This is a genomic window from Vibrio sp. Y29_XK_CS5 (assembly GCF_024181835.1).
GTDB classification, from domain to species: domain Bacteria; phylum Pseudomonadota; class Gammaproteobacteria; order Enterobacterales; family Vibrionaceae; genus Vibrio; species Vibrio harveyi.
The window spans coordinates 1,639,701-1,656,835 of sequence record NZ_JAMZAM010000001.1 but is presented as its reverse complement, the minus strand read 5'-3'; the positions used below and the strand labels follow the sequence as shown (position 1 = coordinate 1,656,835).

General features: G+C 45.4%; 11 protein-coding genes. 6 read left to right on the top strand and 5 right to left on the bottom strand.

Annotated features, from left to right (window positions below; all coding sequences use genetic code 11):
• Positions 1-137: 137 nt before the first annotated feature.
• Positions 138-1,241, bottom strand: coding sequence for a mechanosensitive ion channel family protein (locus NL647_RS07375; RefSeq protein ID WP_026138297.1), 1,104 nt, complete (start codon positions 1,239-1,241; stop codon positions 138-140).
• A gap of 349 nt (positions 1,242-1,590) precedes the next feature.
• Here NL647_RS07375 and NL647_RS07370 point away from each other — a divergent pair, with 349 nt between their 5' ends.
• Positions 1,591-1,938: a helix-turn-helix transcriptional regulator gene (locus NL647_RS07370; protein WP_253649914.1), complete on the top strand. Its 348-nt coding sequence runs from the start codon at positions 1,591-1,593 to the stop codon at positions 1,936-1,938.
• Positions 1,939-2,004: 66 nt separating this feature from the next.
• Here the strand turns inward: NL647_RS07370 and lldD are convergent, their stop codons facing one another.
• Both lldD and NL647_RS07360 read right to left on the bottom strand, forming a co-directional pair.
• A complete protein-coding gene (lldD, locus tag NL647_RS07365) occupies positions 2,005-3,144 on the bottom strand; it encodes an FMN-dependent L-lactate dehydrogenase LldD (protein WP_005452916.1) in 1,140 nt (379 codons plus the stop codon).
• Positions 3,145-3,435: 291 nt separating this feature from the next.
• A complete protein-coding gene (locus NL647_RS07360) occupies positions 3,436-5,127 on the bottom strand; it encodes an L-lactate permease (RefSeq protein ID WP_005452915.1) in 1,692 nt (563 codons plus the stop codon).
• Between the two features lie 156 nt (positions 5,128-5,283).
• On the opposite strand from NL647_RS07360, the gene NL647_RS07355 reads away from it, so the two are divergent.
• Positions 5,284-6,183, top strand: coding sequence for a LysR family transcriptional regulator (locus tag NL647_RS07355; protein ID WP_005452914.1), 900 nt, complete (start codon positions 5,284-5,286; stop codon positions 6,181-6,183).
• A 137-nt stretch (positions 6,184-6,320) separates the two neighbouring features.
• The gene (locus NL647_RS07350) at positions 6,321-8,360 is read left to right on the top strand and encodes a prolyl oligopeptidase family protein (protein WP_253649913.1); all 2,040 of its coding nucleotides are present in this window, start codon (positions 6,321-6,323) and stop codon (positions 8,358-8,360) included.
• A 281-nt stretch (positions 8,361-8,641) separates the two neighbouring features.
• Here NL647_RS07350 and NL647_RS07345 read toward each other — a convergent pair whose 3' ends face one another.
• Positions 8,642-10,273, bottom strand: coding sequence for an ABC transporter ATP-binding protein (locus NL647_RS07345; RefSeq protein WP_053052339.1), 1,632 nt, complete (start codon positions 10,271-10,273; stop codon positions 8,642-8,644).
• Between the two features lie 101 nt (positions 10,274-10,374).
• On the bottom strand, positions 10,375-10,872 hold the full coding sequence (locus NL647_RS07340; protein WP_005452911.1) for a hypothetical protein: 498 nt from the start codon (positions 10,870-10,872) through the stop codon (positions 10,375-10,377).
• 197 nt (positions 10,873-11,069) lie between these two features.
• On the opposite strand from NL647_RS07340, the gene NL647_RS07335 reads away from it, so the two are divergent.
• The 3 genes from NL647_RS07335 to NL647_RS07325 all read left to right on the top strand — a co-directional run bounded on the left by NL647_RS07335 (position 11,070) and on the right by NL647_RS07325 (position 17,121).
• Positions 11,070-13,430: a Lon protease family protein gene (locus tag NL647_RS07335; protein ID WP_005452910.1), complete on the top strand. Its 2,361-nt coding sequence runs from the start codon at positions 11,070-11,072 to the stop codon at positions 13,428-13,430.
• Positions 13,431-13,657: 227 nt separating this feature from the next.
• The gene (locus tag NL647_RS07330; protein WP_005452908.1) at positions 13,658-15,286 is read left to right on the top strand and encodes a methyl-accepting chemotaxis protein; all 1,629 of its coding nucleotides are present in this window, start codon (positions 13,658-13,660) and stop codon (positions 15,284-15,286) included.
• Positions 15,287-15,492: 206 nt separating this feature from the next.
• Positions 15,493-17,121 carry a methyl-accepting chemotaxis protein gene (locus tag NL647_RS07325; RefSeq protein ID WP_005452906.1) on the top strand — a complete coding sequence of 543 codons (1,629 nt, stop codon included), beginning with the start codon at positions 15,493-15,495 and terminating at the stop codon, positions 17,119-17,121.
• Positions 17,122-17,135 lie beyond the last annotated feature (14 nt).

Below are 17,135 nucleotides of genomic sequence, written 5' to 3'. Positions count from 1 at the left end.
CTAGCTTATCCAATTCCTACGCTTTTTAACAATAGTTGCTCGAACTTGTCCTATAGATAAAAAGAAAGCCCCAGCATAACGTCCGGGGCTTGGTCCTTATTCGATAAGCCATCGTTAGATGACGGCAGTCTGCATCGCTAGTAGCCTTGCTCTTCTTGAGCTTGTGCTTTCGCCATTTGAATTGGATCGAGCTTGAGCGTTTGAGTTGGGAATGCGATGTCCGCTTCGTGTTCTTTAATGATCGCCATTACTTGCAGTAACACATCTTGCTTCACTTCATGGTAACGCACCCAGTTCACCGTTTTAGTGAAGGTGTAAATGAAGAAGTTTAGTGAGGAAGCTCCAAACGAATCAAAGTTCACAATCAGAGTTTGGCGCGTATCAATATCTTTGTGGTTTTGTAGCATTTCACGTACTGCATCGATGATGACGGGTACTTTTTCTGCATCATCATAACGTAATCCGATCGTTTCAAAGATGCGTCGGTTTAGCATTCGCGATGGGTTTTCTACGACGATATTGCTGAACACTGAGTTTGGTACATAGAGCGGTCTTTTATCGAAAGTACGGATACTGGTCATGCGCCATCCAATACGTTCAACAGTGCCTTCGATTTTACGATCTGGCGAGCGAATCCAATCGCCAACTTTAAATGGGCGATCGAAGTAAATCATTAAGCCGCCAAAGAAGTTGGACAGTAAGTCTTTTGCTGCTAAACCGACAATCAAACCACCGACGCCACCAAAGGTTAGCAAACCAGAAAGGCTAAGCCCGAATGCTTGCATGACGGTAAGCACACCAATCACGATGAAGAACAGGCGCGCGACTTTGGCGATCGCTTGCACCGTGGTTTCATCACGAGTTTTCTGTTCCAGCACATAGTCCTCAACATTAGTGATAAGACGCATCACTATCCAAACTAATATGCTGATCACTAGGATGAGTTTGAGTGTGCTAAGCCAGTTGAACTCGTTGCCTAACTCACTTTGCAAAACAATGCCGATTGATACCGTAGCGGGCCAACACCAAATGAGTGTGCTGACGGGGGTTTTTAACGCTTCTAATAAAAGGTCATCCCAATGGAAGGGGGTTTTCTCTACAAGAATAGAGAGGCGCGAATGCAAGACACGCCAAGCAATCCAAGCAAAGAAGCTGGCTATCGTGATAAATAAAACGCTGCTGCTCCAATCTTGGTGGTTAGCCATGACGTAAGTTTGAAGCTCTGTAAACCACTGTGGCATAAGTAAAGTTTCTTTTTATAGAACAATGGGGGAAAGGTAGCAGAATTTACCAATTCGCCCTAGAAAAATGATGAGGTGGAACGAAAGTGACAAAGTCTCGTTGTGTTGTAACAGGGATGTTTTGCTGTTTACATTGGCATTAATGACTTTTATATTAATTCAAGATAATGATAGGTATGACGAAATGTAAAGTATGAGTAAATCAACCTATGAGATGTGATAGAACTCGTAGATTGAAAGATAAGCACTACCATACGAACCATCAATTGTAGGTTCTTTGACTCATCGCTAACATTTATCACATTTAAATATGAGACTTTAAGGTCACTTTGAAATGCGGAGATGAACCATGGAATTTACAGAGCTAGACCGAAATGCGCTCTACGACATTTGGATGTCGCAAAAAGCAAAAATGCACCTTACCCAAATGGAGATGGCAAAACGTCTAGGTTTAAGTCTACATGAGTTCTCTTCGTTGTTACGCGGTAACGCACCGTTGACTTTGGGCTTTGTTAAGCAGTTATGTGATCAATTGCACGTTCGTCCCGGACAAGTTATCCCATCAATGACCGAACGCGATGTATCGGGTTCTGGTTCGGTTTACTTACAAAACAGAGTGACCGTAGACGGTGACATTCGTAACGTTTTTATTGAAGGCAACCAAGTAGTGATTGAATACGAACATCACGTCCGCTAATTCAAATTTCTAAAAAAAGCGAGCTCATTGAGCTCGCTTTTTTGTTAGGGGGAGAGTCGGCAAGGTCTATGGAATTTTCACCAAAGAATCACGCGACAGATCGGCGATAGTTTTTGCGCCAGTGAGTGTCATCGCTACGCGCATCTCTTTGTCATACAAATCAAGCAAGTTTTCAACACCCGCACCGCCTTGTGCCGCTAGTGCGTAAACAAAAGAGCGACCAAGCAACGTACAGTCAGCACCAAGCGCCAACATACGAACGACATCCAGACCAGTGCGGATACCGGAGTCGACGAAAATCTTTAGGTCACCTTTCACTGCATCTGCGATGCTAGGCAGAGCTTTCGCTGTCGAAAGGACACCGTCAAGTTGACGCCCACCGTGGTTGGATACAACGATACCGTCTGCACCGAAGCGAACTGCGTCTTTTGCATCTTCTTCGTCTAGGATGCCTTTGATGACCATTGGTCCGTCCCAAAAGTCACGAATCCACTCTAGATCTTTCCAAGAAATCGAAGGATCAAAGTTTGCACCGAGCCAGCCAATGTAATCTTCCAGCTTCGTTGGTTCGCCACGGTAAGTAGAAATGTTCCCTAAATCGTGAGGTTTACCTAATACACCGACATCCAGTGCCCAGCTTGGATGGCGCATGGCTTGGAATACTCGGCGCATCGCTGCATTTGGACCACTCATACCAGAGTGCATGTCACGGTAACGAGCACCTGGAACTGGCATATCTACGGTGAAAACCAGTGTCGTTACACCTGCCGCTTTCGCGCGCTCAAGTACGTTCTTCATAAAGCCTCGGTCTTTTAGAACATACAGTTGGAACCACATTGGGCGTTCGATCGCAGGTGCGACTTCTTCAATAGGACAAACGGATACCGTTGACATGGTGAAAGGAATGCCTTTCTTTTCTGCGGCTTTCGCGGCTTGTACTTCGCCACGTCTTGCGTACATACCAGTAAGACCAACAGGAGCAAGTGCGATTGGCATAGCAAGTTTCTCACCGAAGATCTCAGTCTCTAGGCTTAGATCGCTCATGTCACGCAGAACACGTTGTCGCAACGCAACATCACCTAAATCATCGGTGTTGCGTTTCAGCGTGCGCTCGTCGTATGAACCACCATCAATGTAATGGAAAAGAAATGGAGGCAGCTTGGCTTTCGCAGCAGCGCGGTAATCTGTAGAAGCAGAGATAATCATAATAGTGTGTCCTGGCTGTTATTCTAAGATTGCGTCCTGAGTCAATGAGCACCTGCTCTGTCAGTGTTCCACTGACTGCCATCCTTTCGGCAGTCGACGTCAGAATAGAGTATAGATAAGTGATTGAGCTGTGGTGGATTCCATACACTGAACAATCAATTATCTGCACTGAAAAAGACTGGTACACCGGTCGGGGGATTGATGCAGCAAGCCACACCAAAAGTGTCGGGGTAGTAGTGCAGACCGATGTACCAGAGAAAGAGCAGGGCGGGGGAAGCCCTGCATTTATTATTAATTCATTAAAGCGTCGGTGATTTGGAAACCGTAAATTAGAATCAGACCGATGATGCCAGTTACCACGAGGTAGTAGAACGTTGGAATTACCGTCTTACGTAGCGTTGCACCTTCGCGTCCTAACAAGCCAACGGTTGCGGATGCAGCAACCACGTTGTGGATAGCAATCATGTTACCCGCAGCAGCGCCTACCGCTTGTAGAGCCACGACAATGGCACTTGAGATGGTCAGTGTCTGTGCTACTTCGAACTGGAATTGGCTGAACATCATGTTCGACACTGTGTTAGAGCCGGCGATGAATGCACCAAGGGCACCAACGGTAGCACTCAACGCCGGGAATGCTGAGCCAACTAGGTCTGCTGCGAAGTTTGCCGTGGTTACTGGCATACTTGCGAGATCTGCACCGTTGACACCTGAGTTAATGAAGATGCGAACCATAGGAATGGTGAACACAAGAACAAAACCTGCACCAATTAACGTCTTACTCGATTCGCCAAACGCTTTACCCAATGATTTCGCACCACCACCTTGTAGAAGAACCGCAAGCAATGCTACGAAGACTAGGATGCCACCAGGAAGGTATAGAGGTTGAATCGCTGTGCTGATGCCTGTCTCGCCAAGAATATTACCAAACGAAAGGCTTACGCTCTTAAGTAGACCTTTGAACTCAGGGCTCACACGGCTTGCTACGAGGATAATCGCTAGTAGTACGTATGGAGCCCATGCTTTGGTCAGACTCATTGGTTTGCCTGGGTTGTCATCCAGATTGATCTTTAGAGAGCCGAGCCATTCTGCTGGCCATTTATCTTCGCTTTCGAAATCCCATTTTGTTTTTGGAACAAGGAAGCCTTTCTTCGCCGCGGTAACCACAATGGCTAGACCCACTAGACCACCAATGAGTGATGGGAACTCTGCACCCAAGAACACGCCTGTAAGTGCGTAAGGAACGGTGAAAGCAACACCAGCAAATAGTGCAAATGGCAGAATGTCTAGACCTTCGCTCCAGCTCTTGTTTTTACCGAAGAAGCGAGTCAGCATCATTGCCATTAGTACAGGAATTAGCGTGCCAACGGTCGCGTGAATCATTGCCACACTTGCGGTGATTTGTTGCAGGTAGGCATCCCACGTTGAACCGTGTGCGACAAGTGCTTCACCAATGTTGTGTGTATCTAGACCTTTATTCACACCCACGATGATTGGTGTACCAACCGCGCCAAATGATACTGGTGTTGATTGGATCATCATGCCCATCAAGACCGCTGCAAGAGCAGGGAAACCAATCGCAACCAATAGTGGTGCTGCGATAGCTGCAGGTGTACCGAACCCCGATGCACCCTCAATGAATGAACCAAAACACCAAGCGATGATGATGGCTTGCACTCGACGGTCTGCCGAAATATCAGTAAATCCATTGCGGATAGTCGTGATCGCTCCGGTATGTTTTAAAGTGTTGAGCAAGAAGATGGCACCGAACACGATCCATAGAACAGAGACAGTAATTCCTAACCCTTGGAATACAGAGGCCAGTACGCGAGTAGCTGACATATCCCAAAACATTAGGGCGATAGCGACGGTTAGACCGAACGCAACAGGCATAGCTTTTTTAGCAGGCCAGTTGAGACCAACCAATAATATGGCGGCGACAACAATTGGCGAAAACGCCACAAGGGCAAGTAGGGTTTCACTCATTGGTACATCCTCGTACGCTGACTTCTCGAACGGCTTTATGCTGTAGAGATGATTTTTGTTGTAATGGTTTTGTTAATTTGGCGTGAATTTACCCCTTTATTTTTTATAGATATAGGGAAATAATGAAATTAATTTATTCCAAAAGTGACATAATCGATGCGTGCAGACGACCTAATCCTATTCTCTCAGGTAGTAGAAATGGGCAGCTTTAGTAAGGTGGCTGAAGAAAATAACCTTACAAATTCGGTAGTTAGTAAAAGAATTGCTCGATTGGAAGAAGAAATTGGCGCTCAGCTATTATATCGAACAACGCGTAAATTGACCCTGACCGAAGCGGGAAAGGTTTTGTTACATAGTGCTAAAAATGTGAAGCAAGCCACTCAGGAGGCTATGGATGCAGTTTCAGGCTTTGGTGAGAATGTCAGTGGTCATATTAAAATGTCGGTGCCGACTATCTCCGGTGATTTGATTCTAGCGGATGCAGTTGCAGAGTTTTGTAATATGCATCCTGGTTTAACAGTGGATATGTCGCTTGATAACCGCTTTGTCGACTTGGTTGCTGGTGGTTTTGACTTGGTAATTCGTACCGGCTACTTGGAAGATTCCAGTCTGATTGCGAGGCATATTCTGGACTCTCAATGGGTAGTATGTGCTTCTCCTTCTTACATTGCTAAACATGGTAAACCGATCGAACCGATCGATTTAACGACACACAACTGCTTGCAATACGCCTATCAAACCACGGGGGCAACGGATTGGCAGTTCAAAGGCAAAGATGGCGATTACATCGTTAGAGTCTCTGGATGTTTCTCGACAGATAACGCTACCGCATTACGAAAAGCAGCTTTGGGTGGGCACGGCATTGCCTACGTACCGCGTTGCTTGGTTTATCATGACATTCGTAGTGGGGAGTTGGTGGATATCTTCCCAGAATTGGTTGGTAAAAAGCTAGGTATCTACGCGGTTTACCCTTTTACTCGTCAACCGCCTAACAAAGTGAAGCTTTTAATAGAACACATTCGAGAGCGATATCTCACTATCTCACATTACTTTTAGTCGGTTCATAAATATAAGAAATGTTTCAATCTATTGGTTGAAATTCTGTACCTGAACCCTAAGGTAGGTATTGAGAATAAATCTCAATAAAATAATAAAACTAAACACTTAACTTCAAATGGAGTAACACGGACGTTATGCATTACCCAAAAACTCGTAAAGATTCTGTCGTCGACACTTATTTTGGTCACGACATCGCAGACCCATATCGTTGGCTGGAAGACGATTTGAGCCAAGAAACCGCAGAGTGGGTTTCAGGACAAAACTCAATCACCTTCGATTACTTAGGTCAGATTCCTTTCCGTCAGCAAATTCGTGAACTAGTGGCGAACAGTCAGAACTATGAAAAGTATTCTCAACCTTTTGTTCATGGCGACTATACCTACTTCTATAAAAATGACGGTTTGCAGAACCAGAGCGTTTTATACCGCCGTAAAGAGGGTGAAGAAGCGGAAATCTTTCTCGATCCAAACACGTTTTCAGAGGAAGGAACGACATCGCTTGGGGAAGTGAAGTTCTCTAATGACGACACTCTTGTCGCCTATTCAATTTCTGAGGGTGGTAGTGATTGGCGTAAGATCTTTGTCATTGACGTCGAAACGAAAGAGCAACTTGAGCCTGAAATCGTAGATGCTAAGTTCACTACGATTTCTTGGCTTGGCAACAAAGGCTTTTATTATGCAAGTTATGACAAACCAAAAGGCAGTGAGCTTTCAGCGCGCACTGAGCAGCACAAGCTTTACTACCATGAGCTAGGCACATCACAATCTGAAGACAAAGTGATCTTTGGTGCATTGGAGTCACAAAAGCACCGTTATGTAGGGGGAGTGACAACCAAAGATGATCGTTTCTTGATTATCACTGGTGCGGAATCGACATCAGGAAACAGACTGTTTTATGTCGATCTTACTTCAGAAGAGCAAGCAGTGAGTACGCTTCAAGATACTGTCGAAGGTGACACTTATCTTATCGATAACCAAGATGACACATTGATCTTTTACACCAATTTGGATGCGCCAAACGGCAAGGTGGTTGGCTACAACACTCAATCTCAACAATGGACAGAGATCATAGCCGAGCAGGAACAACCACTGGATATCAGCAAAGGTGGTGGTTATTTGTTTGCCACTTACATGGTTGATGTTCTCTCCAAGGTTCAGCAGTTTACTTATCAGGGGGAGTTGGTACGCGAAGTCACTCTACCCGATCAAGGCACCGTATATGGCTTACAAGGCAAAGCAGAAGACAAGACGCTTTATTATACTTTTACTAACTACGTGACCCCTCCAACCATCTTCTCTTTTGATGTAGAAAGTGGTGGTTCAGCGCTTTACCAAGAATCAAAAGCGCCGTTTGACCGTCAAGAATACGAATCTCAACAAGTGTTCTATACCTCGAAAGATGGCACGCAAGTACCGATGATCATCTCTTACAAAAAAGGCACCAAACTCGATGGTGGCGCACCAACCATGCTGTATGGCTACGGTGGTTTTAATATCAGTTTGACGCCGATGTTCTCGGGAAATGTTGCGAACTGGCTAGAACTGGGCGGCATCTACGCGGTGGCAAACATGCGTGGTGGCGGTGAGTATGGCAAAGCTTGGCACAATGCAGGTACTCAACAACAAAAGCAAAATGTGTTTGATGACTTTATTGCCGCAGCGGAATATTTGATTGAGAAGAACTACACCAGTTCAGAGCGTCTTGCGATTCGTGGGGGCTCAAATGGCGGCTTGTTAGTTGGTGCGTGTATGACTCAACGTCCAGAGCTGTTTAAAGTCGCGATTCCTGCGGTTGGTGTATTGGATATGCTTCGCTACCACACCTTTACGTCTGGTGAAGGCTGGAAGTACGACTACGGCACGTCAGAGCAAACTGAGGCTATGTTCAAGTATCTACTCGGTTATTCACCCGTACACAACGTGAAAGAGGGCGAGTCGTACCCTGCGACGCTTGTCACGACCGCAGACCACGATGACCGTGTGGTACCTGCACACTCATACAAATTCATCGCAGAGTTGCAAGACAAGCATCAGGGAGACAATCCAGTATTGATTCGTATTGATGTTAACGCAGGACATGGCGCGGGTATGCCTTTGAGTAAACAAATCGATCTGACCACGGATGTTTACGCGTTTGCGTTACATAACATGGGCATTACAGCACTCGATATTTAAAGGCTAACGACCTGACGCTAAGTTGTTTTCCTTGGCGTCAGAGGCTAGCAGCCAGTCAGGTGCGAGATACCATCTGAAACACAATAAAAAATGCCGCGAAATCATTCGCGGCATTTTTCATGGTTGGGGGAACTCAATTTGATAGTTAGGGTGACTAAGCCTAACTTTGAACCAACCAGTCTCGGCGGCCAAACCGAATGGCAGCTATACCATTTTCGTAGTTATGGCGAAAATCTCACCATACTTTAATCCTAGTGTATGAATATGAAACTGTGACTAATCTAAGCAGCATCATGTTGATTTTCATTGTTTTCAAGATCAAATGAGGCATCAATCAGCTTTCTAGTGTAATCACTTTTCGGGTTATGGAAGATCTCTTCCGCAGTCCCTTGCTCCATTACCTCACCCTTTTGCATGACCAATACACGGTCAGAGAGTGCTTTAACGACAGAAAGGTCATGGCTGATAAAGAGGTAACCAATATTGTGCTTTTTCTGCAGATCTTTTAGCAAATCAATGACGGTTAACTGAACAGAGCGGTCGAGAGCTGAGGTTGGCTCATCAAGCAAAATGAAAGAAGGCTCAAGAATCAACGCGCGCGCAATCGCAATACGTTGACGCTGACCGCCAGAAAACTCGTGTGGGTAACGGTTAATAGATGCTGGATCTAGACGCACTTCACGCAGCACATCACGCGCCTTTTGCATTCGTTCCGCTTTGCTCATTTGAGGTTGATGAACGGTTAGTCCTTCAGTAATGATTTCGCCAACGGTCATACGAGGCGAAAGCGAACCGTATGGGTCTTGGAAAACCATCTGCACGTCTTTCTTCAGCGCAAAGCGTTCTTTGTCCGTCAGAAGCGCTAGGTCTTGCCCTTTGAACTGAATTTTACCCGTTGACGGCAGTAAGCCAATCAATGCACGACCAAGGGTTGATTTGCCGGAGCCAGACTCGCCAACGATACCTAGGGTCTCTCCTTGTTTTAACGCTAAGGAGATGCCTTTCACGGCTTCAAAGTATTCATTTTTACTCGCAATGAAGTGAGGTTTAACAAGAAACTTAACGCGGATGTCATCGGCTTTTAGCAGTTCAGTCGCATCTTCTTCAATTGGGTCTTTGCTGCCTTTTGGAATCGAATTAATCAACATCTTAGTGTAATCATGTTGCGGGTCTGAGAAGAGCGCTTCAGTGATGCCCTCTTCGACGACTTCACCTTTACACATGACTAATACTCGGTCTGCAAAGTGCTTCACAACGCCTAAGTCATGAGTGATAAATAGGATCGCCATGCCCATCTTGGCTTGAATCTCTTTAATCAGATAAAGCACTTCTGCTTGGACGGTGACATCGAGCGCAGTGGTTGGCTCATCAGCAATCAGGATATCTGGTTCGTTGATCAATGCCATGGCAATCATGATGCGTTGCAACTGGCCGCCTGAAAATTCGTGCGGGTACTTATCATAAGCTTGTTGAGGATTTGGTAGATGCACCAAATCGAACAGTTCAAGTACTTTTGCTTTGGCTTGTTTTTTACTTACAGGACGATGACACATAATGGCTTCTGCCACTTGAATACCAACGCGCATGTAAGGGTTGAGTGAAGTCATCGGCTCTTGGAAGATCATGCCAATACGATCGCCGCGGATGCTCTGCATCTGACGTTCGGTTTTATCTAGTATGGATTCGCCTTCGAAGAAGATAGAAGAATTTGAGTGCAAAATGGCATTGTCTGGTAGTAGTTTCATCAACGCATTGGTTGATACTGATTTTCCTGAGCCGGATTCGCCTACGATAGACAGTGTTTCACCAGCTTTGAGATCAAAGCTCACCTTCTTTACTGCATCGACGATACCATCGTTTGTCGTAAAACTGACAGATAGGTTACTCACCGAAAGAATGGTTTGTGTGGACATCACGTTTCCTTGTGTATCGAGTTGTTATTACTTTTATGCTGTCGCCTTGCCGTGGCAAATTCCTATGCCTTATCGCTCAAATGATCAATTATCTTGAACGATCAATTATATAGCTGAGTCGCTCCGGTTTCTGCAGAACTCATGGTTTGTAAATACAAGAACTGCTCATGAGCACGAGTGACATGATCGAGTTCTATCATCCACTCTGCATTTCTCTGAGCAGAGCAAAACGCTGCCATATGAGCCAACAAATCTTCACTGTGTTTGCTGAGCATCTGGCTCACTCGACCAATTAAATCGTGGCTTTCTAGCTGTAAAAACTGGAGTAGCGCATAAGATTGATTAAGAGCCGAGAACGCTTCTTGCTGCATTCCTAGTTTGTTTAGGATTTCAGATTGCGCCACGCTGGCATCGCGTAAACCACTCACTAAACATACGAACTGGCATGGCTTAGTTTGTTCATTTTCAAGAGCGGAGTGAATGTGATTTGGCAAATGGTTGAGCACATCTTCGTACAGACGATGGGCTTCAGGCCAGTGACCTTGCTCCATCAATTGCTCTGCTTTCAAGTAGCGCATCCAGCATTGCTCAATATTCATCTTCGTCTCCACAAAATTCGATTTGGATAGATATTAAATGAAATTAATTATCAATTGCAAGTGCGACTTATTAGCATTTTAAACTTAGAACAGCTGCTCGTAAAATGTGCAAACGAACCGGGGTGGAAGATAAATCACTTAAATTTAAACAAATAATCTCTACACTGAGGTAAAGACAATAAGAAAAGGAGGCAAGTATGGCAGTACAAAGATTGGAAGCTAAACAGCTGTATTCTGTAGCTGAGTTAGAGAATATGCCATGTAAGTCGACCAAGGAATTACCTCCGATTGACGAAATTGTTGGACAAGAGCGCGCACAAAAAGCGGTTGAGTTTGCTATGTCAATCAAGGAGAAAGGGTACAACATCTACGCCATAGGTCAGAATGGTCTAGGTAAGCGCACGATGATCCTGCGCTATTTAAACCGTCATCAACATGATGCTGCGGCACTGTTTGATTGGTGTTACGTTGCGAACTTTGAAGATACGCGTATACCGAAAGTGCTTAAGCTGCCTTGTGGCATTGGTAATAAGCTGAAAGTGGATATTGAAAAGCTGATGGGCAAATTGCTTAACGCATTGCCACTCGCCTTCGATAACGAGATGTACTATAGCCGTGCCGATCGCCTAAAAAACCAATTGGCGAATAAGCAGCAATCAGAGTTAGACAGTATCAGTAAAGAAGCCAAAGAGAAGGGCATTAGTCTAACGATTACGGCACAAGGCGATTACCAATTTGTGGCGATGAACGGTGAAGATCTGCACACCGAAGAATCTTTTGATGAGCTAAGTAAGAAAGAACAAGAGTATTTCGGCAGCAGCATTGATGAATTGGAAATCAGCCTGCGCAACATGGTTCGCGAGTTGACCGAGTGGGAAGACACGTTCAGTGAGAAGATCAAAAAGCTCAACGATGACGTGACTCTGGATGTGATCACCCATTTCATTAAGCAATTGAAATTGGATTATGCAGAGTACCCAGAAATCAAAACGTACCTGACCGATCTGCAAAAAGACATTGTTGAAAATGCAGAGATCTTCTTGGAGCAGAGCGGAGAGCAAGGTGAGATTGCAACAGCATCTTTAGATAAGAAGCTCCCACGCCGCTACAAAGTAAACGTGTTGGTGAGTCGTAAAGATTGTGAATTCCCTATTGTGGTGGAAGAAAACCCAAACTATCACTCACTGTTTGGCTCAATTGAAACGGCGACGTTCAAAGGTACCGTGTTCACGGACTTTTCTTTGATTCGAGCTGGTAGCTTACACAAAGCGAACGGTGGTGTGCTGCTGATGGATGCACAAAAGGTGCTTGAGCAACCTTATGTGTGGGATGGGTTGAAGCGCGCATTGCGTTCTCGCCAATTGAGCTTCACTTCGCTAGAGAAAGAGGTGACGTTGACGGGGGCGGTTTCGCTCGATCCTGAACCGATTCCATTGGATATCAAGATCATCTTGTTTGGTGATTACCGCACTTACCAATTGCTACAACACTACGATCCAGAATTTGGTGAACTATTCCGTGTTACGGCTGATTTCGAAGATGAGATGAAGCGTACACCGGATTCAGAACTACAATATGCACGCTTTATTTCAAGCGTGGTGAACGACAATAATATGCTGCATTGCGATAAGAAAGCCATCGCACGCATCATTGAATACAGCTCTCGTTTGTCTGGTGACCAGACGAAGATTTCACTGCACTCTGCCAACATTGCAAACCTATTACGTGAGTCTAACTACGTGGCTCGCCAAGCGAACTCCAATATGATTCGTATCGGGCACGTAGAAGAGGCGCTGAGTAATCAGGAAATGCGAGTGAGTCGTTTGCAAGACAGCGTGATGGAAACCTTTGTCAACGGCACGACTTTGATCCATACCGAAGGTTCTGCGGTAGGGCAGGTAAATGCATTGTCAGTGCTGAGCACCAGCGATCACATGTTCGGTGCACCTAACCGAATTACAGCGACCACTTGTTACGGTGATGGCGACGTGATTGATATCGAGCGAAGCGTTGATCTTGGCGGCAGCATTCACTCGAAAGGTGTGATGATTCTGTCGGCTTATCTATCGTCTGTATTTGGTAAGACGGCACGTGTTCCACTAACAACCACGATTACTTTCGAGCAATCATATGGTGGCGTTGACGGTGACAGTGCGAGTATGGCGGAGTTCTGTGCGGTAGTATCGGCATTCTCGAAGCAGCCAAACCGTCAGGACATTGCTATCACAGGTTCGATGAACCAATTTGGTGAAGCACAGCCTATCGGTGGGGTAAATGAGAAGATCGAAGGTTTCTACGATGTGTGCGAAATTAAAGGTCGTCACGATGGACAAGGGGTGATTATTCCGCGCTCAAACGTACATAACCTGATGCTTCGTTCTGACATTGTTAAAGCGGTAGAGAAAGGGGACTTTCATATCTGGGCAATCGACCATGTTACTGAGGCTGTTGAGCTGTTCACTGGCAAAGCGGCGGGCGAAGCAACAGATGAAGGCACATACCCAATCGATACTATTTTTGGTTTGGCACAAGCTAAGCTTAATGCGTTGAGAAAATAGGCGCTTATTAACATAAAAATTGATAGAAAAGCGTACAAATTTTCATAACTTGTCATAACGACAATATCCCGTCGCACTTGACGGGATATTGTCGATAAAGTTATGAAATTGATGGCTTTTCGTTCTGGACAAAAGTGTGATCTACCTCTAGTATTTGCCTCCTTGTTTATTCGTCTGGGAATAATCCCATCGCAAGGAAGCCAACACTCAAATACCTGAGGTTACTCATGCAGCTATCACTGAAAAACTTGTCGGTACGTACGCAAGTTTTGGTTCCAGTTTTATTCACCGCGATCACTCTGTTTATTACATTGTGGATCACTCAAAACAACCTAGAAGCAGAGCAAGAATTGGTTGCTTCTAACTCCGATTCTCTTGTGTTCTATAAAGACACATTAGCGAAAATCGATGACCAAGTTTACCCATTGCGCATAAGCGCGGTTTACGCGATCTACGATGCTTCTCGTCGTGATGCATTCCTTGCTGATCTAAAGTCAGGCGCGAAAGCGATTGATATCGATCTTGATCTTGTTGATGAGCGCGGCACGTTCAGTAAAGAAGCGCAAAAAGTACGTCAAAGCATCGATGCATACATTGATTACTCAACACGTGCTGTAGAGTTCTTCAACCGTCATGATCGTGGTCTGGTTTCTGATAGCGAATACACAAACTTCATCTCAGGTTACCGCCGTGTTGGTAACGAAATGGTGGCAACCATCAACGCACTATCACAACGTGTGAATGAGATTGCGACTGAGGCAACTGCAGCAAGCGCTCGTGAGCATACTCGCGTACAAAACAATGCAATGATCTCTGTGATTGCGGTATTTGCGTTCTCTTTGCTGGGTGCTTGGTTCCTATCTGGCATGATTGTTACGCCAATCCAAAAACTGCAAGAAGTGATGCGTAAGCTAGCAGGTGGTGACCTGTCAGTGCGTGCAGACATTGATGGCGACAACGAAATTTCTCAGCTAAGCAAAGACGTAAACCAAACAGCGAAACAGCTTCACGATACGGTTGATCAATTGATGCGCATCAGTGAAGAAGTGGCGTCTGCTTCAACAGAACTTGCAGCGGTAATGACGCAAGCTGAAGCGAATGCTCAACAAGAATTGGCTGAAATCGAGCAAGTTGCATCAGCGGTTAACGAGCTAGCAAGCACAGCAAACAATGTGAGTGATAACGCGACATCTGCAGATGCGACTGCGCGTGAAGCTGATGGTCTAGCACAGTCTGGCTTGTCGATCTTCCAAGAGAGCGCTCAAGCAAGCGAGCAGATGTCTCAAGCACTGAACGATGCAGCACAAGTGGTATTGCGCCTAAAAGAGCAGTCTGTTCAAATCAACGATGTGATTGAAGTGATTCGTGGCGTATCTGAGCAAACTAACCTTCTCGCACTGAACGCAGCGATCGAAGCTGCACGTGCTGGTGAATCTGGTCGTGGTTTTGCTGTCGTAGCAGACGAAGTTCGTATGCTGGCAGCGCGCACTCAAGACTCAACGCAAGAAATCTCATCAATTATTGAAGAGCTTCAAGCGCAGTCTGGTCTTGCAAACGACAGCATGCAGGTGAGCCTAGAAATGCTTAACCGCAATAACGAGCTGACACAACAAGCGAACGATGCGTTGATTGGCATTACAGAGTCTGTTGCAAACATTAACGATTCAAACACGCAAGTGGCGACTGCCGCAGAAGAGCAATCTCAAGTAACTCAAGACATCAACCGTAACGTGGTTAACATGTCTGAACTGGTAAACCAAAACGTAGCAGGCATCAGCCAAAGCGCGAGCGCAAGTACAGAGCTTTCTCACCTTGCCGAGAAACAGAAAGAGCAATTGAGCTTCTTTAAACTATAAGCAATCCGCGCCAATTGATATTACGAGAATCCCTAAGCGAAGGCTTGGGGATTTTTTTATCCATAATTCCAGCATTTTATTGAGCTTGCTTATCAATACGATAAACATAATTTGTTGGCTGAAAGTTACTGATATCTATAACATTCCCGCCCATTTTACAAAACTTGACGTGCCCCCACGTCTTTTATTTTTTTATTGGTTCGGAAATGCAGAAATTATTAAAAAACCTGTCAGTCAGAATGCAGGTACTTTTGCCAGTTTTGGCAACGGCGTTAGCAGTGGTTATTGCTCTGTGGTTCACACGTAATGAGCTACAAGTAGAGTTAAAACGCAGTACGGAGAATAGTGAGTCTGTCATTCTGTACAAAGACCTATTGTCAGAAATCGACAACTTGGTTTATCCCCTTCGAATCAACGGCATTTACGCCATGTACATCCCTGAGCGTCGCACAAATTACATCAATGAGCTCAACAACATCGCAAAAGAGATAGACAATAAGGTAAGTCAAATTGGTGCGAACCCTGCTTACCATTCGCAAACTAACGATGTGCGTGAGAAAGTAAGCGCATATATCGAGCAAGCTCATCGAGTGATTGATGCTGTGACAAAATACGATCAAGGTTTACTCAGCGCAGATCAGCGTGAGGAGATGATCACTCAATACCGCCGTGCAGGTAACGACATGGTGACAGTAATGAATGCGTTGTCTAAGCGTGTTAATGAAGTTGCTGCAGAAAGCATGGCAGAAAGTGAACGTCAAAACCTACGTGTACAAGACAATGCGACGTTCACGGTTCTGTCAGTGTTTGCCCTAACGCTTATCGGTGCATGGTTACTGTCTGGCAAGATAGTGACACCAATCATCAATCTACAAGGTGTGATGCGTCAGCTTGCCCAGGGTAATCTGAACGTGCGTGCGGAAGCGGATGGTGAAAACGAAATGGCGAAACTAAGCCAAGATGTAAACCTAACCGCAGAACAATTGCGTAGCACCGTAGATCAATTGATGCGTATCAGTGAAGAGGTTGCTTCGGCGTCAACCGAACTGGCTGCTGTGATGACTCAAGCAGAAGCTAACGCGCAACAAGAGTTGATCGAGATTGAACAAGTCGCGTCGGCAGTCAATGAATTGGCAAGTACCGCAGACAATGTAAGCAGTAATGCAACAGCAGCAGACTCCACGGCACGTGAAGCTGATGGCTTGGCGAAGTCGGGCTTGTCCATTTTCAAAGAGAGTGCACACGCTAGTGAACAGATGTCAGAAGCACTGAACGACGCAGCTCAGGTGGTTCAGCGTCTTCAAACTCAGTCTGAGCAAATCAGCAACGTGGTTGAGGTGATTCGCGGTGTATCAGAACAAACGAATTTGTTAGCGCTGAATGCTGCGATTGAAGCCGCTCGTGCAGGTGAATCCGGACGTGGTTTTGCGGTCGTAGCGGATGAGGTTCGTATGCTGGCTGCTCGCACTCAGAAATCAACACAAGAGATCCAATCCATCATTGAAGAACTGCAAGCGCAATCGGGTTTGGCGAATGACAGCATGCAAGTGAGCTTAGATATGTTGTCTCGCAACAACGAGTTGGCTCATCAAGCGAACCAAGCGTTGGTGGGAATTACAGAGTCTGTTGCAGACATCAACGACTCAAATACACAAGTTGCAACGGCGGCAGAACAACAATCTCAGGTGACTCAAGATATCAACCGTAATGTGGTCAATATGTCTGAACTGGTCAACCAGAACGTTGCTGGTATTAGCCAAAGTGCAAGTGCAAGCAGCGAGCTGTCTAAATTGGCGGAAAAGCAAAAAGAGCAATTAAGCTTCTTCAAATTGTAATTTGAGCAGAAAAG

Coding starts and splice junctions, on each gene's coding strand:
- NL647_RS07355 (WP_005452914.1), top strand. CDS start 5,284: ATGCGTGCAGACGACCTAATCCTATTCTCTCAGGTAGTAGAAATGGGC.
- NL647_RS07330 (WP_005452908.1), top strand. CDS start 13,658: ATGCAGCTATCACTGAAAAACTTGTCGGTACGTACGCAAGTTTTGGTT.
- NL647_RS07360 (WP_005452915.1), bottom strand. CDS start 5,127: ATGAGTGAAACCCTACTTGCCCTTGTGGCGTTTTCGCCAATTGTTGTC.
- NL647_RS07370 (WP_253649914.1), top strand. CDS start 1,591: ATGGAATTTACAGAGCTAGACCGAAATGCGCTCTACGACATTTGGATG.
- NL647_RS07375 (WP_026138297.1), bottom strand. CDS start 1,241: ATGCCACAGTGGTTTACAGAGCTTCAAACTTACGTCATGGCTAACCAC.
- NL647_RS07350 (WP_253649913.1), top strand. CDS start 6,321: ATGCATTACCCAAAAACTCGTAAAGATTCTGTCGTCGACACTTATTTT.
- NL647_RS07345 (WP_053052339.1), bottom strand. CDS start 10,273: ATGTCCACACAAACCATTCTTTCGGTGAGTAACCTATCTGTCAGTTTT.
- NL647_RS07340 (WP_005452911.1), bottom strand. CDS start 10,872: ATGAATATTGAGCAATGCTGGATGCGCTACTTGAAAGCAGAGCAATTG.
- NL647_RS07335 (WP_005452910.1), top strand. CDS start 11,070: ATGGCAGTACAAAGATTGGAAGCTAAACAGCTGTATTCTGTAGCTGAG.
- lldD (WP_005452916.1), bottom strand. CDS start 3,144: ATGATTATCTCTGCTTCTACAGATTACCGCGCTGCTGCGAAAGCCAAG.
- NL647_RS07325 (WP_005452906.1), top strand. CDS start 15,493: ATGCAGAAATTATTAAAAAACCTGTCAGTCAGAATGCAGGTACTTTTG.